Origin of the sequence: Halorhodospira sp. 9621 (assembly GCF_022228055.1) — a bacterium.
GTDB classification, from domain to species: domain Bacteria; phylum Pseudomonadota; class Gammaproteobacteria; order Nitrococcales; family Halorhodospiraceae; genus Halorhodospira; species Halorhodospira halophila_A.
Genome location: NZ_JAJNRD010000018.1, coordinates 1 through 26,625 on the forward strand (window position 1 = coordinate 1; position 26,625 = coordinate 26,625).

25 protein-coding genes are annotated in these 26,625 nt (G+C 69.8%); 14 read left to right on the forward strand and 11 right to left on the reverse strand.

The features are described 5' to 3' along the window. Nucleotides 1–111: 111 nt before the first annotated feature. Both asd and LRF89_RS09105 read right to left on the reverse strand, forming a co-directional pair. On the reverse strand, nucleotides 112–972 hold the full coding sequence (gene asd / locus LRF89_RS09100; RefSeq protein WP_238636952.1) for an archaetidylserine decarboxylase: 861 nt from the start codon (nucleotides 970–972) through the stop codon (nucleotides 112–114). After that, the gene (locus LRF89_RS09105) at nucleotides 969–1,673 is read right to left on the reverse strand and encodes an SCO family protein (protein ID WP_201169146.1); all 705 of its coding nucleotides are present in this window, start codon (nucleotides 1,671–1,673) and stop codon (nucleotides 969–971) included. Before LRF89_RS09105 ends, asd begins: the two co-directional genes overlap by 4 nt. 123 nt (nucleotides 1,674–1,796) lie before the next feature. On the opposite strand from LRF89_RS09105, the gene prmB reads away from it, so the two are divergent. Then, complete coding sequence (gene prmB / locus LRF89_RS09110; protein WP_201169144.1) at nucleotides 1,797–2,717, forward strand: 50S ribosomal protein L3 N(5)-glutamine methyltransferase; 921 nt, start codon at nucleotides 1,797–1,799, stop codon at nucleotides 2,715–2,717. Between the two features lie 75 nt (nucleotides 2,718–2,792). After that, on the forward strand, nucleotides 2,793–4,091 hold the full coding sequence (locus LRF89_RS09115; RefSeq protein WP_238636953.1) for a M48 family metalloprotease: 1,299 nt from the start codon (nucleotides 2,793–2,795) through the stop codon (nucleotides 4,089–4,091). A 29-nt stretch (nucleotides 4,092–4,120) separates the two neighbouring features. Here the strand turns inward: LRF89_RS09115 and LRF89_RS09120 are convergent, their stop codons facing one another. Beyond that, nucleotides 4,121–4,573, reverse strand: coding sequence for an arsenate reductase ArsC (locus LRF89_RS09120; protein ID WP_201241521.1), 453 nt, complete (start codon nucleotides 4,571–4,573; stop codon nucleotides 4,121–4,123). Nucleotides 4,574–4,753: 180 nt separating this feature from the next. Here LRF89_RS09120 and hemH point away from each other — a divergent pair, with 180 nt between their 5' ends. From hemH to LRF89_RS09165, 9 genes are all read left to right on the forward strand, one after another. Next, complete coding sequence (gene hemH / locus LRF89_RS09125; RefSeq protein WP_238635629.1) at nucleotides 4,754–5,869, forward strand: ferrochelatase; 1,116 nt, start codon at nucleotides 4,754–4,756, stop codon at nucleotides 5,867–5,869. Nucleotides 5,870–5,956: 87 nt separating this feature from the next. Further along, nucleotides 5,957–6,406 (forward strand): Na+/H+ antiporter subunit E, encoded by a 450-nt coding sequence (locus tag LRF89_RS09130; RefSeq protein ID WP_201169135.1) that lies wholly within the window; start codon nucleotides 5,957–5,959, stop codon nucleotides 6,404–6,406. Nucleotides 6,407–6,422: 16 nt separating this feature from the next. Then, the gene (locus tag LRF89_RS09135; protein WP_201169150.1) at nucleotides 6,423–6,686 is read left to right on the forward strand and encodes a monovalent cation/H+ antiporter complex subunit F; all 264 of its coding nucleotides are present in this window, start codon (nucleotides 6,423–6,425) and stop codon (nucleotides 6,684–6,686) included. Beyond that, a complete protein-coding gene (locus LRF89_RS09140) occupies nucleotides 6,686–6,991 on the forward strand; it encodes a cation:proton antiporter (protein WP_201169132.1) in 306 nt (101 codons plus the stop codon). The genes LRF89_RS09135 and LRF89_RS09140 overlap by 1 nt, the downstream gene beginning before the upstream one ends. Beyond that, nucleotides 6,988–7,947, forward strand: coding sequence for a hydrogenase subunit MbhD domain-containing protein (locus tag LRF89_RS09145; protein ID WP_201169129.1), 960 nt, complete (start codon nucleotides 6,988–6,990; stop codon nucleotides 7,945–7,947). The genes LRF89_RS09140 and LRF89_RS09145 overlap by 4 nt, the downstream gene beginning before the upstream one ends. Further along, entirely contained in the window at nucleotides 7,944–8,246 is a 303-nt protein-coding gene (locus LRF89_RS09150) for an NADH-quinone oxidoreductase subunit K (protein ID WP_201169125.1), read from the forward strand. Before LRF89_RS09145 ends, LRF89_RS09150 begins: the two co-directional genes overlap by 4 nt. 3 nt (nucleotides 8,247–8,249) lie before the next feature. Continuing rightward, the gene (locus LRF89_RS09155) at nucleotides 8,250–9,713 is read left to right on the forward strand and encodes a proton-conducting transporter transmembrane domain-containing protein (protein WP_201241517.1); all 1,464 of its coding nucleotides are present in this window, start codon (nucleotides 8,250–8,252) and stop codon (nucleotides 9,711–9,713) included. After that, nucleotides 9,710–11,221, forward strand: a complete 1,512-nt coding sequence (locus LRF89_RS09160) for a complex I subunit 5 family protein (protein ID WP_238635627.1) — start codon at nucleotides 9,710–9,712, stop codon at nucleotides 11,219–11,221. The genes LRF89_RS09155 and LRF89_RS09160 overlap by 4 nt, the downstream gene beginning before the upstream one ends. Then, entirely contained in the window at nucleotides 11,221–12,897 is a 1,677-nt protein-coding gene (locus LRF89_RS09165) for a proton-conducting transporter transmembrane domain-containing protein (RefSeq protein ID WP_238636954.1), read from the forward strand. The genes LRF89_RS09160 and LRF89_RS09165 overlap by 1 nt, the downstream gene beginning before the upstream one ends. Here LRF89_RS09165 and traF read toward each other — a convergent pair. The 6 genes from traF to LRF89_RS09195 form a co-directional block, all read right to left on the reverse strand. Continuing rightward, nucleotides 12,894–14,312, reverse strand: a complete 1,419-nt coding sequence (gene traF, locus LRF89_RS09170) for a conjugal transfer protein TraF (RefSeq protein WP_238636955.1) — start codon at nucleotides 14,310–14,312, stop codon at nucleotides 12,894–12,896. The two genes, LRF89_RS09165 and traF, sit on opposite strands and share 4 nt — an antisense overlap. A 104-nt stretch (nucleotides 14,313–14,416) precedes the next feature. Beyond that, complete coding sequence (locus LRF89_RS09175) at nucleotides 14,417–15,550, reverse strand: ABC transporter ATP-binding protein (protein WP_238635624.1); 1,134 nt, start codon at nucleotides 15,548–15,550, stop codon at nucleotides 14,417–14,419. A 114-nt stretch (nucleotides 15,551–15,664) separates the two neighbouring features. After that, nucleotides 15,665–16,747 (reverse strand): MraY family glycosyltransferase, encoded by a 1,083-nt coding sequence (locus tag LRF89_RS09180; protein ID WP_238636956.1) that lies wholly within the window; start codon nucleotides 16,745–16,747, stop codon nucleotides 15,665–15,667. Between the two features lie 250 nt (nucleotides 16,748–16,997). After that, nucleotides 16,998–19,232: a polysaccharide biosynthesis tyrosine autokinase gene (locus LRF89_RS09185; RefSeq protein WP_238636957.1), complete on the reverse strand. Its 2,235-nt coding sequence runs from the start codon at nucleotides 19,230–19,232 to the stop codon at nucleotides 16,998–17,000. Nucleotides 19,233–19,253: 21 nt separating this feature from the next. Next, nucleotides 19,254–20,399, reverse strand: a complete 1,146-nt coding sequence (locus LRF89_RS09190; protein WP_238635620.1) for a polysaccharide biosynthesis/export family protein — start codon at nucleotides 20,397–20,399, stop codon at nucleotides 19,254–19,256. Further along, the gene (locus tag LRF89_RS09195; RefSeq protein ID WP_274522117.1) at nucleotides 20,399–20,845 is read right to left on the reverse strand and encodes a low molecular weight protein-tyrosine-phosphatase; all 447 of its coding nucleotides are present in this window, start codon (nucleotides 20,843–20,845) and stop codon (nucleotides 20,399–20,401) included. The genes LRF89_RS09190 and LRF89_RS09195 overlap by 1 nt, the downstream gene beginning before the upstream one ends. A gap of 252 nt (nucleotides 20,846–21,097) precedes the next feature. Here LRF89_RS09195 and LRF89_RS09200 point away from each other — a divergent pair, with 252 nt between their 5' ends. Continuing rightward, a complete protein-coding gene (locus LRF89_RS09200) occupies nucleotides 21,098–21,835 on the forward strand; it encodes a sulfotransferase family 2 domain-containing protein (RefSeq protein ID WP_238636958.1) in 738 nt (245 codons plus the stop codon). A gap of 46 nt (nucleotides 21,836–21,881) precedes the next feature. Here the strand turns inward: LRF89_RS09200 and LRF89_RS09205 are convergent, their stop codons facing one another. Further along, nucleotides 21,882–22,733: a lipopolysaccharide kinase InaA family protein gene (locus LRF89_RS09205; RefSeq protein ID WP_238636959.1), complete on the reverse strand. Its 852-nt coding sequence runs from the start codon at nucleotides 22,731–22,733 to the stop codon at nucleotides 21,882–21,884. After that, entirely contained in the window at nucleotides 22,734–24,644 is a 1,911-nt protein-coding gene (gene msbA, locus LRF89_RS09210) for a lipid A export permease/ATP-binding protein MsbA (RefSeq protein WP_238636960.1), read from the reverse strand. 94 nt (nucleotides 24,645–24,738) lie between these two features. On the opposite strand from msbA, the gene LRF89_RS09215 reads away from it, so the two are divergent. Both LRF89_RS09215 and LRF89_RS09220 read left to right on the forward strand, forming a co-directional pair. Further along, on the forward strand, nucleotides 24,739–25,605 hold the full coding sequence (locus LRF89_RS09215; protein ID WP_238636961.1) for a phosphotransferase: 867 nt from the start codon (nucleotides 24,739–24,741) through the stop codon (nucleotides 25,603–25,605). 26 nt (nucleotides 25,606–25,631) lie between these two features. Next, a complete protein-coding gene (locus LRF89_RS09220) occupies nucleotides 25,632–26,615 on the forward strand; it encodes a hypothetical protein (protein ID WP_238636962.1) in 984 nt (327 codons plus the stop codon). Nucleotides 26,616–26,625 lie beyond the last annotated feature (10 nt).

Consider the following 26,625-nt stretch of genomic DNA (forward strand, 5'->3'; position numbering starts at 1 on the left):
GCACCCGCCGGTTAACGCGCCGCCCCACGATCGAGCTCCGGCCGCCAATCGAGCCGCCCCACGATCGGACTCCAACCGCCAACCGAGCCACCCCACGATCGAGCCCCGACCCTAAAGACGCCCCAAAACCTCCCCCATCCGCACCGATTGCCCCGACACCAGACCATCGGCCCAACGCACCGCCCCCCGCGGCAACACCAGAATCACCGTCGAACCCAGATTGAACCGCCCCAACTCCTCACCGCGATCCAAAAACACCCCGGCACCCGGCGCGTAATCCCGACTCAACCCCGGCGCATCCGCCACCGCCCCCCCCCAGACCGTCTCAATACTGCCCACATTCACCGCCCCCACCGGGACCACCGCCACCGGCCCCACCGCCGTCTCCCAGAGCGTCACATGCCGCTCATTGCGCAGGAACAGCCCGCGGATGGCGCGCACCGCACAGGGGGCAACCGTCAGCAGGCGCCCCGGCACATGCCGCTCGGCACACAGACGCCCGGCCAGCGGCGCATGAAAGCGGTGATAATCCCGCGGCGACAGATAAATCGTCACGAACGCCCCATCGCGCAGCGGTGTGGCATCCAGCCCGCCAAGCAGCGTACTCAGGGGGTACTCGATCCCCTTGGCCTGGATCAGCTGCTCGCCGCGCAGATGCCCCACCGCGCTCACCGTCCCGTCGCAGGGGCTGACCAGCGCCTGCGGATCCTCGGGCAGCGGCCGCGCCCCCGGGCGCAGCGCCCGGGTGAAGAGGGCATTGAAGGTGGGGTAGGCACACGGGTTGGCGTGCTCGGCCTCGCTCAGATCCAGCCCGTAGCGCTGGACCAGGAAGCGATTCAGGCGGTTCTTCAGCCAGGGGCGCGGGGAGCGCGCCACATGCCAGGTCACCCGGGAGAGCAGCCGCGTGGGCAGCAACCGGTGCCCGAAGGCGCGGACCCGGTCGGCAAGATGGGCGGCGGGCTCGGCGCTCATTCGCGGACCCGCTCGCGGACGCTCTCTAGCAGGTTGCGCAGGAAACCGCCGCGTTCGCGCTCCATCAGCCGGAACAGATCCCGAGCGATCAGCTCCGGGTGGTGCGGGGGCATCAGCAGCGCCACCAGCTTGCCGCGGGGGTTGATCACCAGCAGCGCTCCCTCCGGCTGGATGTGGAAGCCGTCGTCCACGTTGCCGCCGTTGGGCGCCATGTAGCGCACCCCGACGCTGCCGGCAAGCTCGCGGACCCGCGCCACCGGTCCACTGATGCCGTGGAACGCGGCCGGATAGCGGCCCACGTAGTCGGCCAGCTCGTCCGGGCCGTCATCGGGATTGACGCTGACCAGCGCCACCTGCAGCCGCGCGCTCATCCGCGTGTGCGCCAGCTGCTCGCGGGCGCTGTGCAGCAGCGCCAGGTTCTCCCAGGTGGTCGGGGATTCGGTGTGCCCGAAGGTCAGCACCGTCCACTTGCCGTGGAGGTCGGTGGACGAAAAGCGCTTCCCGTCCTGGTCTTCGAGCACGAAATCGGCGATGGGCCGGCCATCCTCCAGGTAGGTGCCCTGGATGTCCGGCACCCCCGGATCCGGGCGCAGGGCGGTGGCGGCGAGGCCGACGCCGATCACCGCCGCCAGCACCGAGAGGACGGCCAGCAGGGCCCCGAGCAGGGGCCGGGTGGTTCGTTGCGGACGGTTTGCCGGCATGGGCGCTCCCGGATCCAAAATCGCAAGCCGTTCCAGCGCGCGACAGCGCGTGCATCGATCGCTGGGCAGTGGCACCGTAACCGGCCATCATAACCGAAGCGCAAACGCCAAGGGAGGAACACCGTGGAGCCCATCGACCACGCCCCGGAGGGTCTCGAGACCCTGCGCGACATCGTCCGCTACGCCGCCAGCCGCTTCAACGAGGCCGGGCTGGTCTACGGCCACGGCACCGACAACGCCATCGACGAGGCCGCTGCGCTGGCCCTGCACGCGCTGCACCTCCCGGCGGACCTGCCCGACCTCTACTGGGGCGCGCGCCTGACCCGCGGCGAGCGCGAGGCGGTCATGGCCCGGGTGCGTCGGCGTATCCAGGAGCGCCTGCCGCTGCCCTACATCACCCACGAGACCTTCTTTGCCGGATTGCCGTTCTACATCGACCAGCGCGTGCTGGTGCCCCGCTCGCCGATTGCCGAACTCGTCGAGCGCGGCTTTCAGCCCTGGCTGGATCCGGACGCCGTCGAGCGCGTGCTGGAGATCGGCACCGGCTCCGGGTGCATCGCCGTCGCCTGCGCCTACGCCTTCCCCGGCGCCGCCATCGACGCCACCGACATCGACGCCGACGCCCTCGAGGTGGCCGCGGTCAACGTCCACCGCCACGACCTGGACGAGCGCGTCGCCCTGATCCAGTCCGACGTCTACGAAGGCCTGCCGCAGCAGCGTTACCAGCTCATCGTCACCAACCCCCCCTACGTGGATGCCCCGGCCATGGCCGCGCTGCCTGCCGAATACCGCCACGAGCCGCACCACGCCCTGGCCGCCGGCGAGGACGGCCTCGACGTGGTTCGCCGCATCCTCAGCGGTGCCCCGGATCGGCTCACCGAAGACGGCCTGCTGGTGGTCGAGGTGGGCGACTCCGAGGAAGCCGTTGCCGAGGCCTTCGGCCACCTGCCGCTGACCTGGGTGGAGCTCGAGCGCGGCGGCTTCGGTGTCTTCCTGATCAACGCCACGCAGTTGCGCGAGGCCCGGGACGCGGGTGCGCTATAGTCGAGGAGGTCCGACAACGGAACCACGGATCCGGAGCGACGATCCGGGCGGCGGCAGCCCGGCAGGGGAGGAAAGATGCAGGGCAGACAGGTCTGGCGATGGCTGATTCCGGTGGCGCTGCTGGCGCTGGGCTTGTCCGGCTGCGGCGTCAACCCGGTCACCGGTGAGCGGGAGTTCCGGCTGATCTCCGAGAGCGAGGAGATCGCCATGGGCGAGCAGCACTACGAGCCCACCCTCCAGAGCATGGGCGGTCGCTACAACGCCGACTCGGAGCTGGTCGCCTACGTCGACGAGGTCGGCCAGCGCGTCGCCGCCGAGAGCCACCGCCCCGGGTTGCCCTATGAGTTTGTCGTCCTCAACGACGGCACCCCCAACGCCTGGGCCCTGCCCGGTGGCAAGATCGCCATCAACCGCGGCCTGCTTACCGAAATGGAGAATGAAGCCGAGCTGGCCGCCGTGCTTGGCCACGAGATCGTCCATTCCGCCGCCCGTCACGGTGCCCAGCGCGTCGAGCGCGGCATGATCATGCAGGCCGGCGTCGCCGCCGTCGGCCTGGCTACCCAGGACCACGATTTCTCCGGACTGCTGGTCGCCGGGGCCAGCGTCGGCGTGGGGCTGATCAGCCAGCGCTACTCCCGCGAGGCCGAGCTCGAGGCGGATTACTACGGCACCCGCTACATGGCCAAGGCCGGCTACGACCCCGAGGCCGCCGTCACCCTGCAGGAGAAGTTCGTGCGCCTGGCCGGCGACCGGGAGCCCTCCTGGCTTGAGGGGCTCTTTGCCAGCCATCCGCCGTCCCGGGAGCGCGTCCAGGCCAACCGCGAGACCGCTCGCGCCCTGCGCGAGGAACTCGGCGGCGAGGACTGGACCCTGGGCGGGGAGCGCTACGCCCGGCACATCCGCGTGCTCGAGGAGAACAGCGAGGCCTACGCCCGGCACGACGAGGCGCAGCAGGCCCTGCGTGCCAAAGAGCCCCGCCGGGCCCTGGAGCTGGCCGACGCCGCCATCGACGCCTATCCCGAAGAGGCCGCCTTCCACGCCGTGCGCGGCCAGGCCCTGGCCCGTCTCGGCGAGAAGGACCAGGCCATCACCGCCTTCGACGCCGCCATCGAGCGCAACGACGGCTATTTCAGCTACCACCTCGACCGCGGCCTGCTGCACCGGGTCCGCGGCGACGACGAGCGCGCCCGCGAGGATCTGGTCCGCTCGGCCCGCCTGCTGCCCACCGCACCGGCCCACCTGGCGCTTGGAGAGATGGCCGAGGCCGACGGCGCCCGCGACGCCGCCATCGCCAACTACGAGAAGGCGGCCAGCGCCGAAGGCTTCTACGGCGAGCGCGCCCGAGAGGCCCTCAGCCGTCTACAGGACGGCTGAGCCGGCCGCCGGGGCAGGGCAGCGGGATCTTAGATCTCGAACTCGTCGATCCCGCCGCGCACCTCGTTAAGCAGGAACAGGATGTTCTCCTTGATCTCGTCTTGCGCATCACGGTAGGCGTTCATCGCCTGCGTATCGTCGTCGGCGCCGGCCTGCGCCGGGTCGTTGGTCGGCCAGTGGCGGTGTTCCACACCCTTGGGCAGCTCCGGGCAGGCCTCCTGCGCCTCCTCGGAGAGGGTGATCACCATGTCCACCTGCTCAAGCACCGCCGGGTCCAGCGCCTTCGGCGCCTTGGACGAGATGTCCGTCCAGTCCTCGCTCATCACCTTGGCCGCCCGCGGGTCGAGCTCCTGCGCCGGCGCGATCCCCGCCGAGCAGGGCTCGATCAGATGGCCGGCCAGGTTCTCGGCAAAGCCCTCGGCCATCTGCGAGCGGCAGGCGTTGCTGTTGGACAGGAAGAGTACACGGGTCTTGTTGCTCATTGCCTTGATCCAGACGGTTGCCTACGTGTGACGCGCAGTCTACCCGGCCGGCGGTGTCCGGGTCAGCCTCGGATCGGCGGCTGATTGATGACAGATATGCAGACTGTAAGGAAGTTTCGCCCCATCCGGCCGTCGCTGAACTCCCCAACGTAAGCCCGCTCCTGATATGCTCCGGGCCCTATGAAACTCTATTCCGCGAAGAGCACGTTCCAGCACGATGAAGCGCACGCCGTGGGGGTCCTGGTCGCCAACCTGGGCACCCCGGACGAGCCGACGGAACCGGCCCTGCGCCGCTATCTGCGCCAGTTCCTCTCGGATCCGCGGGTCATTGAGATCCCGCGCTGGCGCTGGTGGCCGATCCTCTACGGCATCGTGCTGCGCACCCGCCCCAAGAAGTCCGCGGCCGCCTACAGCGAGGTGTGGGAGGAGGACGGCTCGCCGCTGCTGAGCATCGGTCAGCGCCAGGCGGCCGGCATCCGCCAGCGCCTGCAGGCGATGAACGATCGCGGCCCCTTCGTCGTGGAGCTGGGCATGCGCTACGGCAACCCGTCCATCCCGGCGGCCCTGCGCCGGCTGCGCGAGTCCGGGGCGCGGCGGATCCTGGTACTGCCGCTCTACCCGCAGTACTCCGCCTCCACCACCGGCTCCACCTTCGACGCTGTGGCGCGCGAGCTGATGGGCTGGCGGTGGGTGCCGGAACTGCGCATGGTCGGTCAATACCACGACGAGCCGGTCTACATCCAGGCCCTGGCCCGCTCGATCCGCGAGCACTGGGAGCGCGAGGGGCGCGGCGAGCGGCTGCTCTTCTCCTACCACGGCGTGCCGGAGCGCTACCTGCTCGACGGCGACCCGTACCACTGCCAGTGCCTGAAGACCTCGCGACTGGTGGCCGAGGAACTGGGCCTGGAGCCGGGCACCTGGGATGTGACCTTCCAGTCGCGCTTCGGCAACGAGGAGTGGCTCAAGCCGTACACCGACGAGACGGTCACCGAACTCGCCCGGTCCGGCGTCAAGCACCTGGATGTCGTCTGCCCCGGCTTCTCCGCCGACTGCCTTGAAACCCTCGAGGAGATCGCCGGCGAGAACCGCGAGTACTTCGAGGAGAGCGGCGGCGAGCGCCTCTCCTACATCCCGGCGCTCAATGACCGCCCCGATCACCTCGATGCACTCGCCGCCCTGATCCTCCAGCACGGCCAGGGCTGGCGCGAGGTCGATGGCGGCCGCGACCGGGAGGCCGAGCAGCGCCGCCGTGCCGAGACCGCCGAGCGCGCCCGGGCCCAGGGCGCCGAGAGTTAGCCCGTGGTCCCGCCGGCGGCGCCAGGCCCCGCCTCCCGGCCCGGCCCCGCGGTGTGGCTGGGCCGCACCCTGCGAGCGGCGGCGGTCATGCTGCTGCTCTGGCTGATCCTTGCCGAGGGGCGGCTTGGCGGCGTGCTCGGCGTCGCCACGATCCTTGCCGCCGCCGGGGTTGGCGTCTACTTCGCCGGCCGGCGCATCCACCCCTGGTACCCCCTGCCGGCACTGCGCTTTGCCGGTTTCTTCCTAGTGCGCTCGCTGATCGGTGCCGTGGATGTCGCCTACCGCGCCATGCATCCGCGCATGCCCATCCACAGCCACTGGCTGCGCTACGCCGTCGAGCTGCCCCCCGGCGAGCCACGGGTGGCCCTGGTCGCGGCCCTGAGTCTGCTCCCCGGCTCCTTGGCCGCCGATCTGGAGGGCGATATCCTCATCGTTCACGCCATCACCCCGCAGGCCGAAGACGAGGTCGCCGGGCTGGAGCGCCGCGTGGCTGCGGTCTACGGCCTGAGCGGGACCACCACCGGTGCCGCCGCATGAGGTAAGCGCCGTGCAGATGCTCTATCTGGGTCTCGCCGTCTTTCTGTTGCTCAACCTCCTCGCCGGGCTGTGGCGCGTCCACCGCGGCCCCACCGCTGCCGACCGTATGCTTGCCGCACTGCTCTTCGGCACCACCACTGTTGCCGTGCTGTTGCTGCTCGCCGAGGCCATGGGCCTGCCGGCGCTGCGCGACGTGGCCCTGCTTTTCGTGGTCCTCGCCGCGGTGATCGCCGTGGCCTTCACCCGGGTGCCGCGGCGCTTCGAGAAGGGGGAGGAGTGATGACGCTGCTCGACGCGCTCAGCGCCGGGCTCCTGCTTCTCGGCGGGCTGTTCTTTCTCACCGGCACTGTCGGACTGCTGCGCTTCCCCGGCGTCTTCGATCGCCTGCACGCGCTGACCAAGGCCGACAACCTGGGCCTGGGCTGCGTGGTGGCCGCCCTAATCCTGCAGGCCGAAACCGGCTGGGTGGCCGCCAAGCTGGTGCTGATCTGGATGCTGGCGCTGATCGCCGCCACCGTCTCGGCGCACCTGATCGCCCGCTTCTCGCTGCGCGCCCGCGGCGGGGCGCGGAGGACGCCGCCGTGATCGACTGGACCTTCGACCTGCTGCTCGCCGGTGGCCTGCTCGGGCTGGCCTGGCAGATCGTCGCCAGCCGCATCCTCTTTCGCAGCGTGGTGCTGTTCATCGTCTTCGGCCTGCTCATGGCCGTGACCTGGGCGCGCCTGGCCGCCCCCGACCTGGCCCTGGCCGAGGCGGCCATCGGCGCCGGGATCACCGGGGCCCTGCTGCTCTCCGCCTACCGCGCCCTGCTGCCCGAGGGCAGCGACGTCGACGAGCCGCCCCCGCCGGCGGTGCCGCCGTGGGCGGCGGTGGGCGTGGCCGTGCTCGTCGGCGTCCTGATCGCCGGCATCGGCTGGGCGGTGGTCGGCCTCGAGCCGCCGGAGCAGACCGCCGGACGATTGGCCCTGGCCAAGCTCGAGGCGAGCGGGGTGGAGAACCCGGTCACCGCCGTGCTGCTCAACTTCCGCAGCATCGACACCCTCTCCGAGGTGGTCGTGCTCTTCGTCGCCTTCCTCGCCGCCCGGGTGGTGGCCCAGGACCTGACCCACGCCGGGCCCGGCGACTGGCTGCGCGCCAGCCACCGCGAGCCGCTGCTGGTCCAGCCGCTGATCGCCTTCATCGCGCCGATGACCGTGCTCGCCGGTGGCTACTTGCTCTGGTCCGGGGCGTATCAGCCCGGCGGCGCCTTCCAGGCCGGTGCCGTGCTCGCCGCCCTCGGCGTGCTGCTGCGCCTGACCGGGCGGCTGCGCCCGACCGAGGAGACCAGCTTCGCCGAGCGCCTGGCCCTGGTCGGCGGCATGGTGCTGTTCAGCGCCATCGGCCTGGCCGGCGCGGGCCTGGCCTCGGCGGTGCTCGCCTATCCGGCCGAGTGGACCTATGAGCTGATCCTGCTCGTCGAGACGGCGCTGACGCTGGCCATAGCGCTGCCGCTGGTGCTGCTGTTCAGCGGCTCTGGCGGCCTGCGCGGGGAGGTGCGGTGACCCAGGCCGCCTTCTATTCCCTGATCGCCGGGGCGCTGGCGGGCATCGGCATCTACGGGCTGATCACCCAGCGCCACCTGCTGCGCCGGATCCTCGCCGTCAACGTCCTCGGCAATTCGGTCTTCCTGCTGCTGGTGGCCCTGGCCCGCCGCCACCCGGACTACGTCGATCCGGTGCCCCACGCCATGGTGCTCACCGGCATTGTCATCGCCGTCAGCGCCACCGCCTTCGCCCTGGTCCTGGCGCGCCGCTACCACGCCGAGACCGGGCTCAACCACCTGCCCGAGGACGAGGAGTAGGCCGTGGCGACGCTCTCGCTGCCACTGGCCTTCTTCCTGCCGCTGCTTACCGCGCTGGCGGTCTTCCTGGTGCGCGCCCGCCGGGCGCCGTGGCTGCCGCTGCTCGGCGCCGTGGCCACGGTGGCGGCGGTGGCCGACGTGGTCCGCCAGGTGGCGGAGAACGGCCCGCAGGTCCATCACCTGGGCGGCTGGCAGCCGCCGCTGGGCGTGGAGCTCTACGCCGACGGGCTCTCGGCGCTGATGCTCGGCATGACCGCGCTGGTCGGCCTGGCGGTCACGCTCTACGCCGCGCCCTACCTGCGCGGCAAGGGCTACAATACGGAGCTCTTCTGGCCGCTGTGGCTGGTGCAGTGGGCCACGCTCAACGGCACCTTCCTCTCGGCGGACCTGTTCAACCTCTACGTCATGCTGGAGCTGCTCACCCTCACAGCGGCTCCGCTGGCGGCCATGGCCGGCGATCGGCCGTCGCTGGGCGCGGCCATGCGCTACCTGCTGCTGGCGCTGCTCGGCTCGCTGGCCTATCTGCTCGGCGTGGCGCTGCTCTACGGCGGCACCGGCACCCTGCACCTGCGCGAGGTGGGCGAGCTCGTCGGTGCCGACGCCCACACCGCCGTGGCGGCGGCGCTGATCACCGCCGGGCTGTTCGCCAAGGCGGCGGTCTTCCCGCTGCACATGTGGCTGATGCCGGCGCACAGCAACGCCCCGGCGCCGGCCAGTGCGGCGCTCTCGGCGCTGGTGGCCAAGGCAGGGCTCTACCTGGTGCTGCGCCTGTGGCTGTGGGTCTTCCCGGTGCTGCTGAGTACCTACATGGGCTGGCTGATCGGCGCCCTGGGGGCGCTGGCGGTGCTCTACGGCTCGCTGCAGGCGCTGCGCCAGCCGCGGCTCAAGCAGGTCATCGCCTACTCGACCATCGCCCAGCTCGGCTACCTGCTGCTGCTCCTGCCCATGGTGGTGATCCCGGCCGCCGCCGTGCACGCCTGGCAGGGCGTGGCCTACCACGCCCTGGCCCATGGCTTCGCCAAGTCCGCCGCCTTCCTCGCCGCCGGCAATATGCTCTACAGCCTCGGGCACGATCGGCTCGAGGGCCTGCGCGGGCTCACCCCGTACCTGTCGATCACCGTGCTCACCCTGGGGCTGGCCTTCGCCAGTCTCATGGCCCTGCCGCCCAGCGGTGGCTTCCTGGCCAAGTGGCTGCTGCTCAGCGGCGCGATCAGTGGCGGGCAGTGGCCGTGGGCGGTGGTGATCATCCTCGGCAGTGTGCTCGCCGCCGCCTACGCCTTCCGCGTGCTGGCGGTGGCCCACGCCGCGCCGCCGGCCGGCTACACCGAGGTGCGCCCGGCACAACGGGTGCCGCGGATCATGGAGTGGGTGCCGCTGCTGCTGGTGCTCATCGTCTACGCCATGGGGGTCTCGGCCATGCCGGCGCTGGGGCTGTTGGAGCAGGGCGCACCGGAGGGGCTTCAATGATCGCCGCGCTCCAGGACCTGCTGCCGCTGTGGGCCTTGCTCGCCTCGCTGGGGACGGCGGTGATCATCTTCGCCCTGCGCGATGAGCGCCGCCGTCAGCGCACCTTCTGGAACCTCTTCGGTGCCAGCGTCAAATTGGTCCTGGTGGCCCTGCTGGTCTACGGCTTCCTGCAGGGGCGCAGCTACCAGGTCGCCTGGGAGGTCGTCCCCGGCGTCACCTTCCACCTGGCGGCGGATCCGCTGGCGCTGCTTTTCGCCATGCTCTCGGCGGTGCTCTGGCTGATCACCACCGTCTACGCCGTCGCCTATCTGGAGAACTCCGCGCAGCGGGCGCGCTTCTTCGGCTTCTTCTCGCTGTGCGTGGCCGCCACCTTCGGCATCGCCCTGGCCGGCAACCTCTTCACCTTCCTGCTCTTCTACGAGGCGCTCACCCTGGCCACCTACCCGCTGGTGGTTCACCGCGGGCACCCGGCGGCGCTGGCTGCCGGGCGCACCTACCTCGCCTACACCCTGGGCGGGGGCATGGCGCTGCTCGCCGGGACTGTGGCGCTCTACGCCGCGGTGGGCGAGCAGCCGTTCAGCCCCGGTGGCTCGGCGGCGGTGGCCGAGTGGGCGGCCGCCGCGCCGGGAGCGGCCACCGTGGTGCTCGCGCTGCTGCTCGGCGGTGTGGCGGTCAAGGCGGCGCTCTTTCCGCTGCAGGCGTGGCTGCCCATCGCCATGGTGGCGCCGGCGCCGGTCAGCGCGCTGCTTCACGCCGTGGCGGTGGTCAAGGCCGGCGCCTTCGGCGTGGTGCGCATTGTCCAGGATGTCTACGGCCACGCCGTGGCCGCGGACCTGAACGTGACCCCGGTGCTCGCCGCCCTGGCGGCGGTGACCATCCTCTACGGCTCGCTGCGCGCCCTGGCGCAGGTGGACATCAAGCGTCGCCTGGCCTTCTCCACGGTCAGCCAGGTCTCGTTCATCACCCTGGGGGTGGCCATGGGCGGGCCACTGGGGCTGATCGGCGGGCTGGTGCACCTGGTTCACCAGGGGCTGATGAAGATCACCCTGTTCTTCTGTGCCGGCAACTACGCCGAGACCCTGGGCATCCACCGCATCGAGTCGCTCAATGGCGTCGGCCGGCGCATGCCGCTGACCTCGGTGGCCTTCACCATCGGGGCGCTGGGCATGATCGGCTTCCCGCCCATCGCCGGGTTCATCAGCAAGTGGCACCTGGGGCTGGGCGCGCTGGCCCAGGAGCTCTACTGGATCCTGGCCGTGCTGGTGGCCAGCACGCTGCTCAACGCCGCCTACTTTCTGCCCGTGCTGCGGCGGATCTGGCTGCTGCCGGCCCCCGCCGGCTGGCCAGGGGCAATGCCGCGGACGAGCAGCGCCGAGACCCACCGCTGGCTGCTCTATCCGGCGCTGCTCACGGCGCTGGCAGCACTGCTCGCCGGCGTGCTGGCGGCGGCGGAGTTCTCGCCGCTGAACTGGGCGCAGCGCATCGTGGAACAGGAGTACCCGCTGTGATGATCGACCCGGCCGCCGGTCTGCTGCTGCCGGTGCTCTTCCCGCTATTGGCGGTGGCCCTGCTCGCCGCCGGCGCACGGCGGACCGGGGCAGTGCTGCTGGTGCTCGCACCGCTCACTGGCCTGGGTGCCATCGCCGTGGCCGATCAGACGCTCAACCTGCCGTGGCTGTTGCTCGACGCCCGGCTGGCGGCGGATCCCATGGGCCAGGCGGTGCTGCTGCTCGCCGCCCCGGTGGCCGCCGCCGCGTTGCTCTTCGCCGTGGCCGGGGAGGGCGGCGGCGGCACGACGCCCGCCGGGCTGCTCATCGGTCTGGGTGCCACCGTGGCGGCGCTGATGGGGGTGGTGCTGGCTGCCGATCTGGCCACCTTCTACTTCGCCTACGCCGCCATGACCCTGGCCGCTTACCCGCTGGTGGTCCACTTCCGCACGCCGGCGGCCTTCCGCGCCGGGCGCGTCTACCTGGGCATGGCCGTACTGGCCGAGGCCGCGGTGCTCGCCGCCGTGCTGCTAATCGCCGCCCAGGGCGGCAACGCCGCGCTCGCCGAGGTGCCGGCGCTGGTCGTCGAGCACCCGTACCGCAATGTGCTGGTGGCACTGATCGGGCTCGGCTTCGCCGTCAAGGCCGGCGTGGTGCCCCTGCACGCCTGGCTGGCGCTGGCCCACCCGGCGGCGCCGGTGCCGGCCAGTGCGCTGCTCTCGGCGTTGCTGGTCAAGGCCGCCCTGGTGGCGTGGTGGCGCCTGTTGCCCATCGGCGATCTGGCCCTGCCGGTGGCCGGCGGGGTGCTGGTGGTGGCGGGGCTGGCCAGCAGCCTCTACGCCAGCGTGGTGGGCGTGACCCAGCGCCGGGCCAAGACAGTGCTCGCCTACTCCACGGTCAGTCAGATGGGCCTGATGACCGCCTTTACCGGCACCGCGCTGCTCGAGCCGGCGCTGGCCGGGGCGGCGCTCACCGGGGTGGCGCTCTTCGCCCTGCACCACGGTCTGGCCAAGGGGGCGCTGTTCCTCGGCTGCGGGCTCCACGGCCGCCACCGCGGGGCGTACCTGCTGCTGCCGGCGCTCGCCCTGGTGGGCGTGCCGGCCACCAGCGGGGCCCTGGCCAAGGGGGCGGGCAAACAGCTCGGCGCCGAGGCCCTCGGCGCCCCGGCGGAGCCGCTGCTGCTGCTCGCCTCGGCGCTGACCGCCGTACTCATGATCCGCTTCCTGCTGCTGGCCTGGCGCGGCGAGGGCGGGGCGGATCCGCTGGCGCGGCGGGCGGCAGTGCTCGCCCTGGTGCTGCTCTCCCTGACCCTGCCGTGGCTGGCGGCGGCGGTGGTGGCCCCGCAGTTGGTGGGCTACACCGCGCAGCCCGGGGCCCTGCTCGACGCCCTGCTGCCGGCGCTCGCCGGCGGCGCCGTGGCCGCGGTGCTCTTCGGTCTGGCCGGGGCCGCACGGCTGCCGCGCATCCCCGAGGGGGACTGGATCAAGCCGGCGTTGCTCGCCGGGGTGCGCCTGGGCTACGCCAGCCGGCGGGCGTGGCGGCGGCTGCCGGCGCGCCCGCGGGCGCCGTCGCTGGTGGCCCTGACGCGGTTGAGCGCCGCGGTGGAGAGCCGCCTGCTGGCGCTGGCCATGGCCGGGGTGCTGTTCCTGCTGCTGGTCCTGGGGATCGCGCTGCTCGGGATCCTCGCCGGCGGCTAGAAGCGCACGCCCACGCCGGCGTTGAACATGAACGCCCGGGGCACGGAGTCCACCGTCTCGGTGCTCATGGCCGCATCCAGGGTCAGGACCCGGAAGAGCGTGACACCGCCGGTGATATACCCGATCTCCGAGCCGGCCAGGTTCTGCCGGTAGCCCAGGCGCCAGCCGGGCAGGGCGGCGTGGGGTGGGCGGTAGGCGCCACCGACGGTCAGCCACTGGTAGGCGTCGTCGGAGCCATCGGCAAAGGGACCGTCGGCGGCGTTGAGATCGAGCGAGCCGCCGAGCAGCCAGCGCCCGTCGGCGGTGTGCACCGCCCCTTCCACGTTGAGCTGGCGCTCCATGCGGTAGGATTCATCCGGATCGATCTCGCCCCGTGCGGTGGCTTGGTCGTAGGTGGCCTCGCCCTCCACCGCCGGGTAGTCGAAGGTGGGCTCGATCAGATTGGCGATGCTCGCCCCGGCCCGGTAATGGTCGCTGACCCACATCACCCCCAGATCGACGCCGAAATCCGTGTCCGTCTCGCTGTTCTCGCCGAACTCGTCGCTGAGCTTGCTGCCGGCGTCGTCATCGAAGCCCACCGTCATCCGCGAGAGCTCCACCTGGTGGTGCTTGAGCTGCGCGCCGGCGAAGAGCAGCCCGTGGGGGTTGTCGTAGACCGTGGTGCCGTAGCCCAGGGTGAAGGTCCGGGTGATGGCGCTGCGGATGTAGCCGCCGAAGCCGTCTAGGTTGATGTCGGCTTCGAGGTCGAGCAAATCGCCGTCTCTGTAGACGTTGCCCTCGTCGTCGATGCAGTAAGGGTCGTCACAGCCCTCGCCAATCCCGTAGTCGTCCGAATCAGCCGACAGCTGGGCCGCGGGAGTCTTCAGCTCCCCTTCGTGGAGCACCGAGAGGTGTCCGCGGGCGCTGTACTCCAGGTCGACAAGCAGCGAACCGCGCAGGGCGTCCTGGGTGGTCTCGAAGGGGAAGGGAACGAACTGCCCCATGGCGCCGGCGGTCAGGTAACCGTCCTCGCCCAGGTCGTTGAGCACGTCGTTGGTGCGCCGCTCCAGATCCTGCAGCTCGCCGATCCGGTTGGCGAGATCATCAAGGGCGTCTTCATCCACGGGGTCCAGCGCTTCGATCTCCTCGGGCAGCCCCTCGAGCGCCTCGAAGTCGTCCCCCAGATCCTCGAAGTCATCGCCGAAATCGTCGACGTCGCCCACCTCATAGGAGAGCCCAAGACTGAAGACTCCCATGCGTACGCCGCGCTCACTACCGGCAATCGGGCCGGCGGGGTTCTGCTTGCTGCCCTGGGTGTCGGCGAAGCGGGTGGCGTCGCCGAAGCCGAGCGCCGAGCCCGGCGGCTGGTGGTTGGCGGTTGCGGTCAGGGGGAGCAGCGCGGCCAGCGCCGCGACAGAAAGGGTGTGCCTGCACATAACGGGTCTGCCTGCCGTTCCGGGAGCTACCCGAGGTTATCGGCTGGCTGCCCCGGCCCTTGAGCGGTCCCCCGGGGCTCCCGCCTGGCGGTAGACCCGCCGGCTCAGCCGACGTTGACGGCGCGCACGGGCTGGGCGCTGGCTGGCGAGCGTTCCGCCTCCGCCGGTGCCTCGCCGTCGGCCGGGAAGGCCACCAGGTGCTCGGTATCCAGGGTCAGGCCCACGTCGTCGCCGACGGCGTAGTCGCTGTGGCTTGGGGCCAGGGCCAGGAGCTCGACCCCATCCGGCGTGCGCAGGGTGTAGAGGGTCTCCGCCCCCTTGAAGGCCTTTTTCACCACCCGGCCGTAGAGGCCCGAGGGCGCCTCGCCCATGCGCACGTCGTCCGGGCGCAGGAGCACATCCACCCGGGTGCCGGCCGGCCACGGGAAGCCGTGGCTGCCGCGCAGTGTGCCCAGGCTGGTCTGGATGCGCTCGCCGTCGATCAGGGTGCCGGAGATCATGCTGCCCTGACCGATGAACTCCGCGGCGAAGCGGTCCGCCGGCTCGTGGTAGAGATTGAACGGCGTGTCCCACTGCACGATGCGCCCGTCGCGCATCAGGCCGATCTCGTCGGCCATGGCGAAGGCCTCGTGCTGATCGTGGGTGACCAGGATGGCGGTCATCTGCTGGTCGCGGAAGATGTCGTGGAACTCGCGGCTGAGCCGTTCGCGCAGCTCGACATCGAGGTTCGAGAAGGGCTCGTCGAGCAGCACCAGCTGCGGCTGCGGTGCCACCGCACGGGCCAGCGAGACGCGCTGCTGCTGCCCGCCGGAGAGCTCGTGGGGGAAACGATCCCCATAGCCCTGCAGGTCCACCAGCTCGAGCAGCTCGTCGGCGCGGCGGCGGCGCTCGCGGCGGTTAAGCCGGCGCAGACCGAAGGTGATGTTGTCGTAGATGTTCAGGTGCGGGAAGAGGGCGTAGTCCTGGAAGACCATGCCCATGCGCCGTTTCTCCGGCGGCATCACGTAGCCGGGGAGTGAGAGTGGTTCGCCGCGGACGCGGATCTCGCCGTTACACAGCGGCTCGAAGCCGGCGATGGCGCGCAGCGTGGTGGTCTTGCCGCAGCCGCTGGGGCCGAGCAGGCAGGCGATCTGCCCGGGCAGGACGCGCAGGCTGAGCTGATAGACCGCGGTGGTGCCGCCGTAGCAGCAGTGGACGTTGCTGAGCTCGAGCAGGGGGGATGCCGTGTGGTCCACCATGGGCGCTCCCGCGCAATGTGGCAATGTTGAGCCCAGCATGCACGATTTGCGAATAATTCTCAATGCGTGGGGCGCTGCCCGGTGGGGTGGTTTGCCCGCCCGCCCCCCAGATGGTCACTGGCGCAGGTTGGAGCGCACCCAGCGCAGCTGCCGGCGCATCAGCCGGGCAAAGCGCCAGGCCCGGGCTTGGATCAGGACATGGGTCACGATGATGGGTACAAAGAGCGCGGCCAGCACCCACTCCGGCACCCCCAGCCAGGTCCCCAGGACACCGATCCCGCCCAGCGCCACCGAGGAGAGCACCAGGACCGTCACCGTCTGCCCCGGGGTGAAGCCGGCCCGGTAGAAGATGTGATGCAGGTGCTCCCGGTCCGGGCGGAACGGATGGCGGCCGCGCAGGATCCGCCGCCCCATCAGGGTCAGGGTGTCGAGCACCGGCAGGGCCAGGATCCAGGCGATGGCCACCGGCGGCAGCAGGGCGTGCTTGCCCTGGGCGGCCTCCACAGCGAACCAGGCTAGGGCGAAGCCGAGCATCATGCTGCCCGAGTCACCCAGAAAGCAGGCCGCCTTGCGCCGCCACGGGTTGCGCATGTTGAAGATCAGAAAGGCGCAGACCGAGGCCAGCAGCAGCCCCGCCAGGATCAGCCAGCTGGCGCCGCCGTTGAAGGCGCCGGCGAGCACCAGCCAGCCCAGCGCGGCGGCTACGGTGCCGGCGGCCAGCCCGTCCACGCCGTCGAACATGTTCACGGCGTTGATCAGCCCCACCACGCAGAAGACGGTGAACGGCAGCGCGAGGGCACCGAGTTCCAGCGACACCTGCGGGCCGAGCAGCTGCCCCAGGTCCGACACCACCAGCCCCGACCAGGCGGTCATCAGCAGCGCGGCCACCACCTGAGCGGCAAACTTCACCCACGCGTCGATATCGATCAGGTCGTCGATGACCCCCACGATGGCCAGCAGGCCCATGCCGGCGAACAGCCCCTGGTAGTCGCGCAGCCCGAAGTCCGCCGGCAGCGACGCCGCCACGAACCCGAGCAGGATGCAGATGCCGCCGATCAGCGGCACCACCCGCCCGTGGCGCTTGCGCGCGCACGGCCGGTCTACCAGCCCGGCCTGCAGGGCCGGGCGGCGCAGGACCAGCAGCAAGAAAGCGGTCAACGCAAAAGCGAAGAAGATCTGGACAGCGATCTGCGTCACAACGCGGCGCTCCGTTGCCAAGCGCGAGGGGGTCAGTGGGAAAGCTGCTAAGCTAACACACCATTGGGTCTCCCGGGGCCGGTTACCGCGGCAGCAGGGGCATCGGCCTTGCCCGTCTGGGATCCGGCCCGTACTCGTTGCTTTCGCCCCTAGGCCGTCCAGCTTCCCTATCATCGCGGATGATGGTAAATACCGCCTGAACGACCCCTACCCCTACGGCCGCGCGGACGCGGCACGCGGTCGCATACGTTCAAGTGCCCTGTGGTCGGTAGGTGTAGTCGTAGTAGTAGTACTGGTAGTAGCCGCCGCCGGCGCGCTTGGCCTGGAAATCGTTGAGGATCAGGCCCGATACCTGAACGCTGGCCTGTTCCAGGCGGGAAATCGCTGCGCGCATCTCCCGGACCCCAGTGGCCTCGGCGCGGGCCAGCATGAGGGTGGCACCCACGTGGGTGCCGACAATGGCTGCATCCGCCACGGCCATGACCGGTGCCGTATCCAGGATGACCAGATCGTAGTGCGACTCGGCGTGCTCGAGCAGCGTCCCGAAGCGCTCGTGCATCAGCAGCTCGGCCGGGTTGGGCGGCAGTGTCCCGGTGGTTAGCAGATCGAGCTCGGAACCGTCCACGTTGCGCGCCGCCTCGGCCAGGGTGGTCTGGCCGGCCAGGATGTCCGAAAGGCCCGGTTCACGCTCGCGGTCATCCAGGTAACGGTGCAGCCGGCCCCGGCGCATGTCGCAGTCGATCACCAACACGCGGGACCCGCCGGCGGCCACGAGCGCCCCCAGATTGACCGAGACGAACGTCTTGCCCGAGTTCGCTTGGGGCGATGTGATCATCAGGATCCTGCGGCTCTCGCGCATCAGCGCAAAGGTCAGACTTGTGCGCAGGCTGCGCAGACTCTCTGCCGAAGGTGTCTGCGGCTGGGTGTGGGCCAGCACCTGAACCGACTGCCTGCGTGAGCGTGCCCGGCGCTCCATGCGTCGCTGCTCGGGCGCGTGGGGCACCACCGCATAGACGGGGAGACCGAAGTCCCGCTCCAGCGCGTCGGGGTCGCTGATCCCGCGGCGCAGGAACTCCCGCCCGAAGACCCCCATGACACCAAGCATGCCCCCGAGGACCACGCTCAGCGCGGCGATCAGGTTGCGCTGGGGGGCCACCGGACTGCTGGCGGACTCCGCCTCATCGAGGATGAAGACATCGCCCACGACGCCGGCCCGGGCCACGCGCAGCTCCTGGGAGGTGTTCAGCAGGTTGGTGTAGAGCGAGGTGGTCACATCCACCTCGCGCCGCAGCTGCAGCGCCTGCTGCTGTTTCTCCGGCAGGTTGGCGATCTCTTGCTCTACGTCCTCTTTAACGTCGCGTAGCGAGGCTTCGCGCCGGCGCATGGTCTCCATGCGCGGGTGCTCCGGGCCGTACTGGAGTTCGAGCTCGTTGCGCTCGACCTGGAGCTCGGAGAGCCGCTGCTCAATATCCACCGCCTGTTCGAGCAGGGCGCGGGAGTCCTGGTCCAGGTCGACAGCCTGGTGCTCGCTGCGGAACTGGCTCAGTTGCTGCTCAGCGGTCTCCAGCTCCTGGCGGATATCCGGCAGTTGCTCCTCGAGGAACTCCAGGCTGCGACTGGCCTCCTCGCTCTTGCGCTCGACGTGCTGGCGGACGTAGTGCTCGGTCAGGCTGCTCAGGGCGTCCTCGATGTAGGCCCGGTCGGGGTGCTCCATGCGCACCTCCAGCACCCCGCTATCGCTGCCACGCTCACTGAGCGAGAGCTGCCCGCGCAGGCTGCGGATTGCCGCCTGACGGCTGCGCGTGCCCAGCTCAAACTCGGTGCCGGGGCGCGCTTGCAGATCGGCGACGAACAGCGTCACGCCCGCTTGCCCGCCGTACTCCAGGGCCAGTAGCTCATCGACCTCACCTTGTGCGATCGTCTCCTCACCGACGTGCAGCGTGTAGTCTCCAGCCTCCCCGGCGCGCAGGACCAGCGGGTCACCGTCCAGGTCCCGACGCAGGCCAGGTCCGATCTCCAGCCGGGTGACGTCGATGGACTCCCCGCCCCAGGCGAAGTGCTCCAGGCCCAGCCGCGGCGGGGCCGGCTCATCGCCGCCGTGGCGCTGCGCCAGCGCCTCGCCGATCACCGGCAGGTAGCGGGGTTCCGCGTGGACGGTGAGGTTGAGCTCGTCCACCACCCGGCCAAGGAGGCTCCGGGATTTGAGCACCTCCATCTGAGTCGCGACGCCAGGCCCCTCGGTCGGGAAACCACCCATCTCCTCCAGTCCGCCCAGGGAGCGCTGCTGCGTCTCAAGCTGGATCAGGGCATCACCCTGGTAGATGTTGGTCTGCAGCGAGGCGTACCCGAAACCGGCAGCGCCGGCGGCCACCGTGACGGCCGCAATCAGCCACTTCCCGTTGCGCAGGATGTCGATGAGCTGGCTCAGGTCGATCTCATCCTGGCCTTCGCCGCCGCTCGGGGGGGCGCTGTGCGTCTCGCTCATGCTTGCCTTCGACCTCGCGGGCTAGTCACGGATGATGCGATCGGTCTGCCAAAGGGCCGAGATGATCGGCGTGTACTGCGCGACCACCCGGTTGAAGCGGACCAGCGGCGAGGCGGCCACAAAGACCACATCCCGCGGTTCAAGCTCGAAGCCATCGGCGAAGAGCAGGGCCGGTGCCTCCCGCGCGTCCAGGCGGAAGACCTGCGGGCGCAGGCCCAGCACCTCGCCGCTGTCCTCATCCCGGACAGGCTGACCCCGCAGCACATAGAGTTCCGCGGTGTTGGCCGAGGCCAGATCCACCCCATCGGCTTCGGCTACCGCCTCGGCCAGGGACAGCCGGCCGTCCTTGAGCTCGACCGCCGTCTGCTGCGCCAGCTCGCCGATCATGAACACCCGGTTGGCGTGGTTGTCCGGGATGTGCAGGACATCGTCGTCTTTGAGCAGGATGTCGTTGCTGCCCGTGGCGTAGAGGTTGAGGATGTCGATCTCGATCTGCTCATCCCCGCGGGTGAGCACCGCGCGCCGGCGGTCGGCCCGCTCGGAGAAGCCACCGGCCTCGTTGATGGCGTCCATGACCGTCATCGGGGCATCGCGCAGGTGCAGGGTGCCAGGATCGCGCACCTCGCCGGTGATGTAGGCACGCTTGCTGTGGAAGCCGACCACGCGAACCGCCACCTGGGGGTCGGCCACATAGGGGTCGAGCCGCTCCTGCAGGTCGCGGCGGATCTCCTCGACGTTGCGGTCCTTGACCTCAAGCAGGCCTACAAAGGGGAAAAAGATCGTGCCGTCCTCGCGGACCACCCGGCCGAGTTCGTCCAGGTCCGTGGTGGTGCCCGCTCCAAACGGGTTGGTCAGCTCCTGATGGCCCCAGACGATCACGTTGAGCACGTCACCAACGCCGACGCGGTACTCATGCGCCGCGGTCACCTCCTGACGGGTACGTACCTCGCCCACCTCGAGCGCGGGTGAGACGCGCCGCTCCTGGCGGCGCAGCACATCGGCATCGATGTCGATGATCTCAATATCGAACGCCTCCTCGTCCTCCACGTCTTCGGGGACGAAGCGCTCATCCGCGTCGTCGGACATGCGGATACCGGGGACGATCGCGCAGCCGCTGACCACGGCAAGCAGGGCGAGGGTGCCGGCGCTGCGAGCAAATCGATCCATCACGCGGGCATTCCTTGCCACTGGAAGACAGCCTCCTGCAGTTGATCACGGGCGGCGCGGAACGCGGCCTTCGACCGACGGAACGGATCGGGTACATCCCGCTCCTGCCAGTGACCGATCCGGAACGTGCGTCCGCGCAGCTCAGGGAAGTGTCGCGCCAGCCACGCCTGCTGCCCGCGCTCCATGACCAGGATGAGATCGAAACGCGCCACGTCCACCGAATCGATGGAACGGGCCGTGTGGTCGCGCAGGTCGAGGCCGATCTCGTCCATGACAGCGACGGCGTGGGGGTCTGCCCCCGCGCCGACCAAGGCGCCAATGCCGACAGACTCGACCCGGTCCGGGCCCTCCGGGCCGGATGCCGCTTGCAGCATGCGCTCGGCCATGGGGCTGCGGCAGATATTGCCCGTACAGACCACGAGAACGTTGCCCGATAGTGGATGCATAGGCCGGGAACCGAACGACTCCTTGGGGAACGACACCGCGCGCTCCGTTCGCGGAAGCCGGTACGTTACCAACCCGTTTGCTCCCGGGTGATTAATCAGGGTTTAACGCAGCGGAAAAGCGCAGTCGCCGAGTGGGGCAAACAGCCGCACCCGGCGCGGCGGCGCTTTGGTGGGTGGTCGGTTTCACCCAGGGAGCGGCGAGGACTCTGTTACAATCCCGCCGGCCAGATGCCCAGCGAGCGCCGAACTCTCATGACCGTCATCTCGCACCGCCACCAGTTCGTGTTCATCAAGACCCGCAAGACCGCCGGCAGCTCCTTGGAGCTGGCCCTGGCCAAGCACGCCGGGCCGGACGATGTCATCACGCCGGTGGCCGAGGGTCAGCGCAAGAAGCTCGGCTTCCCGGGGCCCCAGAACGACCGGTTCCTGGACAACGTTCGCCCGGGGGCGGTCATCCGCGGGCTGCAGGGCTACACCGGCGACCCGCTGGCCGGCGAGCGGACCTGGCTCCAGGCGCTGCGCGACGCCACCCCCAGCTTCTACCACCAGCACATGAGCGCCCGGCACGTCCGCCAGCAGCTCGGCGGCCAGCGCTGGGCGCGCTATTTCACCTTCACCGTCGAGCGCAACCCCTGGGCCCTGGCGGTCTCGCGCTACCGCTACCGGCATAAACAGGGCAAGGCCCCGGACTCATTCCGGGAGTTCCTCGACTCCGGGATCATGGCGCGCAAGAGCAACTTCAAGCTCTACGCCGACGGCGAGCGGCCGATGGTCGACTACATTGTGCGCATGGAGCACTTGGCCGAGGATCTGGCCGAGGTCAGCGAGCGCATCGGCTACCCGGAGAACCTCGCTGAGCTGATCCAGGGCATCCACGCCAAATCCGGCGGCGGAAAGGTCGACTACCGGACGTACTATGACGACGCCTGCCGCGAGATCGTCGCCCGGGAATGCGCCCGGGAGATTGAGCTCATGGGCTACCAGTTCTAAGGGGCTGCACCGTCCGCGCGATACCCGGCCACGCCTCGCCCCCGGATCAGCCGGGTGGATCCGTCTCCAGGGCGGCGCGCCAGTCGCGCGCCGCCGCGAGGAAGGTCTCGCCCTGTCGCTTCTTGCGTCGTGACCCGATGCGCGCCTCCATGCGCTGGATGACGGCCTGGGCATGCCGTGTCGTGTCGACGCCGGTTGCCTCAGCGTATCCGTGCCAAAAGGCCTGGAATGCGGCGCCGTCCGGCGCCGTCCCCTGCCGGCGCAGGCACTCGGTGGTCAGCTTGTAGAAAAAGCGCTGCAGCCGGTGCCGGGCGACGAAAGCCGGTACCGCAGGGACCACGTAGACCGAATCGAGGTCGAGCAGCCCCGCCAAATCCTGGTTCCCCTCCGGCAGGGTGATGTTCCCCGGGCTCGGGTCGTAGTGGATCATCCGCGAGTTATGCAGCCGGCCCCAGGTGCGGCCGAAGGCGACCATCAGCGCGGATGTCACCGGTTCGCCGCGGCCGATGTGCTCGCGCAGCGTGGGCGTGGGCATCTCCTCGATCACCAGCACCGCCTCCCGGCGCTTACGGGCCAGCAGCAGCGGCGTCGGCGCCGGGATCTGCAGCGCGGCCAGCCGACGCCACAGGGTGATGTTGCGGTGAGGGCTGCGGATCAGCCGTTTGATGCGTTCCTTGCGCCGCCGGCTGCGGTAGTGCTTGACGTAGACCCGCCCGCCGTCGGCGCGCTGGCGGTAGATCCGTGACTTGCGCGAGGAGATCAGCTCGGCATCACGCGGGCTCTTACCATGCTCCAGCAACTGCAGGGCCGTTTCGGCTGCGCTCGGCTCCGCGGCGCGCCCATCCGGCGTGTACAGCCGGACCTTGCCGACCTTCTGCACGGGGCGTTGAAGCAGCATCTATGCGGTTCCTTCTGCCGATTGTTCCGGGGCCGCCGGTGTGCCGTCCGGTGCGAACTGCATCCGGTACTGCCCGGCGTAGCGCCCGCCCTGCGCCAGTAGCTCCTCGTGGGTGCCGCGCTCGGCCACCTGCCCGTTCTCCAGGAAGAGGATCTGGTCGGCGTTCTCCACCGTCGAGAGGCGGTGGGCGATGACAAAGGCGGTGCGCCCCTGCATCAGTCGCTCGAAGGCGGCGTGGATGTAGCGCTCCGACTCGCTGTCCAGCGAGGCCGTCGCCTCGTCGAGGATGAGGATCGGCGCATCCTTGAGCACCGCCCGGGCGATGGCGATGCGCTGGCGCTGACCGCCGGAGAGCAGGGTGCCGTCCTCGCCCACCTCGGTGTCGAAGCCCTGGGGCAGGGCCTCGATGAAATCGCGGGCGTAGGCGACCTCGGCTGCCCGGACGATCTCCTCGCGGCTGACCTCGCGCTCGGCGCCGTAGGCGATGTTCTCGGCGATGGTGGTGTTAAAGAGCACGATGTCCTGGTTCACCGGCGCGATCTGGCGGCGCAGATCGGCGAGCCGGTACTCATCAATGGGCACCCCATCCAGGCGGATCTCGCCGCCGGTGGCGTTGTAGAAACGAGGGATCAGGCTGACCAGCGTGCTCTTGCCGCTGCCCGAGGGCCCGGTGAGCGCGATCATCTCGCCGGGCTCGGCGGTGAGATCGATGCCCTGGAGCACCTCACGCTGGCCGTCGTAGGCGAAGCGCACCCCACTGAACTCCACTCGCCCCTCGGCGCGCTCCAGGCCCCGGGTGCCGCTGTCCTGTTCGGACTCGGCATCGACTACCTCGAAGATGCTCGCCGCCGCCGTCAGCCCCTTCTGCAGCTCGGCGCTGAGCGAGACGATGTGCTTGAGCGGGCCGTGGAGCAGCGTCATGGCGGCGATGAACGAGACCACCGTACCCACGGTCAGCGTCTCGACCACCGCCTCCATGGTGGCCACGGAGATCACCACCGCCAGGGCGATGCCCACCAGCAGGCGGATCAGCGGGATGGTGGCGTACTTGAGCGCGGCCTTGCGCATGGAGGCCTTGCGGTTGCGCTCGTTGTTGTACTCAAAGCGCCGACGCTCGCGCTCGGCCTGGCCGAAGAGCTTGATCTCCTGATGGGCGTGGACGCTCTCCTCGGCGACGGTGCCCACACCGCCCACGGCGCCGTGGATCCGGCGGCTGATCTTGCGAAAGCGCTTGTTGACCAGGCCGATGATCCCTGCGATCAGCGGCAGCACCACGCTGATCAGCGCCACCAGCCAGATGGAGAGATAGAGCAGGTAGCCGAAGATCAGCACCACCTTGACCACGTCCTTGAACAGCGTGAGCACCGCCTGGGTTGAGGCCTTGGCGGTCTGCTCCGCCTCGTAGGTCATCCGCGAGATCAGCCGCCCGGAGGAGAGCTGCTCGTAGGTGCTAAAAGGCATGCGCAGCAGGGCGTCGTGGACGTCCAGGCGCAGGTTCTTGACCAACTGCCGGCCGATCCAGGTGATCAGGTAATGGGAGACGAAGTAGGAGATCCCCTGAAAGACCAGCAGTCCGAGGATGACCAAGGCGAAAAGGCGGATCATCGCCGTGTCCTGCTCGACCAGGCCGTCGTCGAGCAGCGGCTGCAGGGCGGCGATCAGTGCCACCTCGCTGGCGGAGAACAGGGCGGTCGTCACCACCGCAATCAGACCGACCTTCCAGTGTGGGAGGACGTACTGCGTAAACAGCCGCTTGAAGACCGGCCAGGAGGGCGTGTCCGGGCGCGGCCCCTCGGGATCGCCCTTCTCGGCCTTTTTCCGCTCCTTTTTGCGGCGCTTCTTCTCCAGCTTCTCCGGATCGGCCAGGGGGTCGAGGTCCAGGTCGGTCGCGGCGTCGCTCTTCGTGCTCAAGGCCACCTCGGCTGCAAGGCGCAGTCTCTCAATCCACAAAGCCCACCATGATAAGGTATTGAGCCGTTTTTCGGTGCAACCAGGATCGACGCCCGTGCCCCCCCTTGAAACCCGCATCCAGGCCGAGGCCGCGCAGGACCCGGGCATCGCCCACGCCCGTGGCGAGGACGGCGCGTTGTGGGTCACCGACCGCCAGGCACTGACCCCGGAGGAACTGGCGGCGTGGCTGCCGCAGTGGGAAGCCGCATTGCCCGAGCGCGGTGAGCTGCTCGCCGCACGCCGACGGCACAACGTCTACCGCCTGGACACCGAGGCCTGCGGGCCGGTGGTGCTCAAGTACACCAACCCGGGCAAGACCAAGCGGCGCTCGGCGGTGGCGGCGTGGCTGACCGGGCGGCGGCTGGAGCGGGCATTACCCGGCGCGGTGCCCGGTCTGATTGGGGCGGTGGACTCGCTAGAAGGCGATCAGGTGGTCCACGCCTGTTTGATCACGCGGTTTGTGGCGGGGGAGGGCCTGGAGCCCGAGAGTGAGTGGGGTGCACTGCCATCCGATTTGGCGCAGCGGCTCGGCCGCTTCCAGGCCAGGCTGCACCGTACCGGGGTTTACCTCCAGGACTGTCGTCTCGGGAACTTCCATCGGGTCGATAGCACGGAGACAAACGCCGGCGGGGTGGATGGCTTCTGCCTGCCGGATCTAGAGGCCCTGGCGGAGGGGCAGCCGACGCGGTTCCAGGCGGCTCGGTTGGCGCTGAAACTCAGGTTGGATCGAGCGAGTCTGGCCAGTTTCTGGTCGGCCTACTGCGCGGAGCGCGGCGAGGATTTGTCCCTTGTTGAGCGCCTGCTCCTTTGGGGGGGGTATGTGCCCGCACGACAATTGCGGCATCGGTTGCTGCGGTTCCAGCGTCACCGGCTGCGGCCCTTGCTTTACAATGGCAAGCGTCACCCGCCGCGGGGTGGTTAACCGCCAACTTCAGTGGAAGGGCCTGAATGAGTAGCATGTTGCCCCGTGAGCTGATCCTGCATATCGGCTTCAACAAAACCGCCAGCACTTGGTTTCAGCATCACGTCTTCCCGTACCTTGAGCAGGTGCAGTATATCGGTCGAGGCAAGGACCCGGTGCGGGGGCTGCGTCGGGATCTGGTGCGGGCCTGCCCCGCGTATCAGGCGCTTGGCCTGCCGACGGAGCAGTGGCGGCACCGTGCGGATGATGTCATCCGCGCGCTGGTCGCGCCGGCTAAGGACGGTCGCCCGGGTGTGGTCTCCCATGAGCGTATGAGTGCGCCCTGGCGGTTTTTCGCGGAACGCGGCAAGCCCATACGCCACCCGGATGCTTTGCCGGAAAGCCTCGCCTTGCTGCGGGAACGGGCCCTCGCCCTGGGGGGCGAGCGGGTCGCAGTGCTCTTCTTCATCCGCCGTCAGGATAGCTATCTGCCCTCGTTCTATGCCGAACGCAGCGACCGCATCCCGCGGGCTGGGCAGAGCGATTTCGAGGCCCAGCTCGAACGGATTCTCGGGGAGGAGTACGCCACGCGGGGTGCCTTCCTCGACTACGGCCGCACCGTGCGTGCCCTGCAGCAGGTTCTGCCCGAGGCAGATCTTAAGGTGCTGCCTTTTGAGCGCCTGCGAGGCGACGCCGAGCGGGTGCTCCGAGAGGTGGGGGCGTTTCTTGGCGAGGACGGGGAGGCCTTGGTGTCTCGAGTGGACACAGGACGAAGGGGGCGACAGCGCGGCGGGAAGCGACCGAATACCTGGACCCTGCGGCCCCGGCGTGGGGCGGTGATCCGCCCGGCGAGTTTGCGCCGTCGCCTGGGGTTGGATGCGGAACGGACGGAGGTGACGCTGACCGCCGATTGGGCCGAACGAATCCGGGAGACGTATCGGGCTAGCAACCGGGATCTGGCGGTGGCCGTGCCTGAGCTCACCGAGAGCCTGGTCGCCCACGGGTACATCGAAGACGCCCCTGCCGGGTAGAGGAGAAACG

Coding starts and splice junctions, on each gene's coding strand:
- asd (WP_238636952.1), bottom strand. CDS start 972: ATGAGCGCCGAGCCCGCCGCCCATCTTGCCGACCGGGTCCGCGCCTTC.
- LRF89_RS09105 (WP_201169146.1), bottom strand. CDS start 1,673: ATGCCGGCAAACCGTCCGCAACGAACCACCCGGCCCCTGCTCGGGGCC.
- LRF89_RS09115 (WP_238636953.1), top strand. CDS start 2,793: ATGCAGGGCAGACAGGTCTGGCGATGGCTGATTCCGGTGGCGCTGCTG.
- LRF89_RS09120 (WP_201241521.1), bottom strand. CDS start 4,573: ATGAGCAACAAGACCCGTGTACTCTTCCTGTCCAACAGCAACGCCTGC.
- hemH (WP_238635629.1), top strand. CDS start 4,754: ATGAAACTCTATTCCGCGAAGAGCACGTTCCAGCACGATGAAGCGCAC.
- LRF89_RS09130 (WP_201169135.1), top strand. CDS start 5,957: ATGCTGCTGCTCTGGCTGATCCTTGCCGAGGGGCGGCTTGGCGGCGTG.
- LRF89_RS09135 (WP_201169150.1), top strand. CDS start 6,423: ATGCTCTATCTGGGTCTCGCCGTCTTTCTGTTGCTCAACCTCCTCGCC.
- LRF89_RS09140 (WP_201169132.1), top strand. CDS start 6,686: ATGACGCTGCTCGACGCGCTCAGCGCCGGGCTCCTGCTTCTCGGCGGG.
- LRF89_RS09160 (WP_238635627.1), top strand. CDS start 9,710: ATGATCGCCGCGCTCCAGGACCTGCTGCCGCTGTGGGCCTTGCTCGCC.
- LRF89_RS09165 (WP_238636954.1), top strand. CDS start 11,221: ATGATCGACCCGGCCGCCGGTCTGCTGCTGCCGGTGCTCTTCCCGCTA.
- traF (WP_238636955.1), bottom strand. CDS start 14,312: ATGTGCAGGCACACCCTTTCTGTCGCGGCGCTGGCCGCGCTGCTCCCC.
- LRF89_RS09175 (WP_238635624.1), bottom strand. CDS start 15,550: ATGGTGGACCACACGGCATCCCCCCTGCTCGAGCTCAGCAACGTCCAC.
- LRF89_RS09185 (WP_238636957.1), bottom strand. CDS start 19,232: ATGAGCGAGACGCACAGCGCCCCCCCGAGCGGCGGCGAAGGCCAGGAT.
- LRF89_RS09190 (WP_238635620.1), bottom strand. CDS start 20,399: ATGGATCGATTTGCTCGCAGCGCCGGCACCCTCGCCCTGCTTGCCGTG.
- LRF89_RS09195 (WP_274522117.1), bottom strand. CDS start 20,845: ATGCATCCACTATCGGGCAACGTTCTCGTGGTCTGTACGGGCAATATC.
- LRF89_RS09200 (WP_238636958.1), top strand. CDS start 21,098: ATGACCGTCATCTCGCACCGCCACCAGTTCGTGTTCATCAAGACCCGC.
- LRF89_RS09205 (WP_238636959.1), bottom strand. CDS start 22,733: ATGCTGCTTCAACGCCCCGTGCAGAAGGTCGGCAAGGTCCGGCTGTAC.
- LRF89_RS09220 (WP_238636962.1), top strand. CDS start 25,632: ATGAGTAGCATGTTGCCCCGTGAGCTGATCCTGCATATCGGCTTCAAC.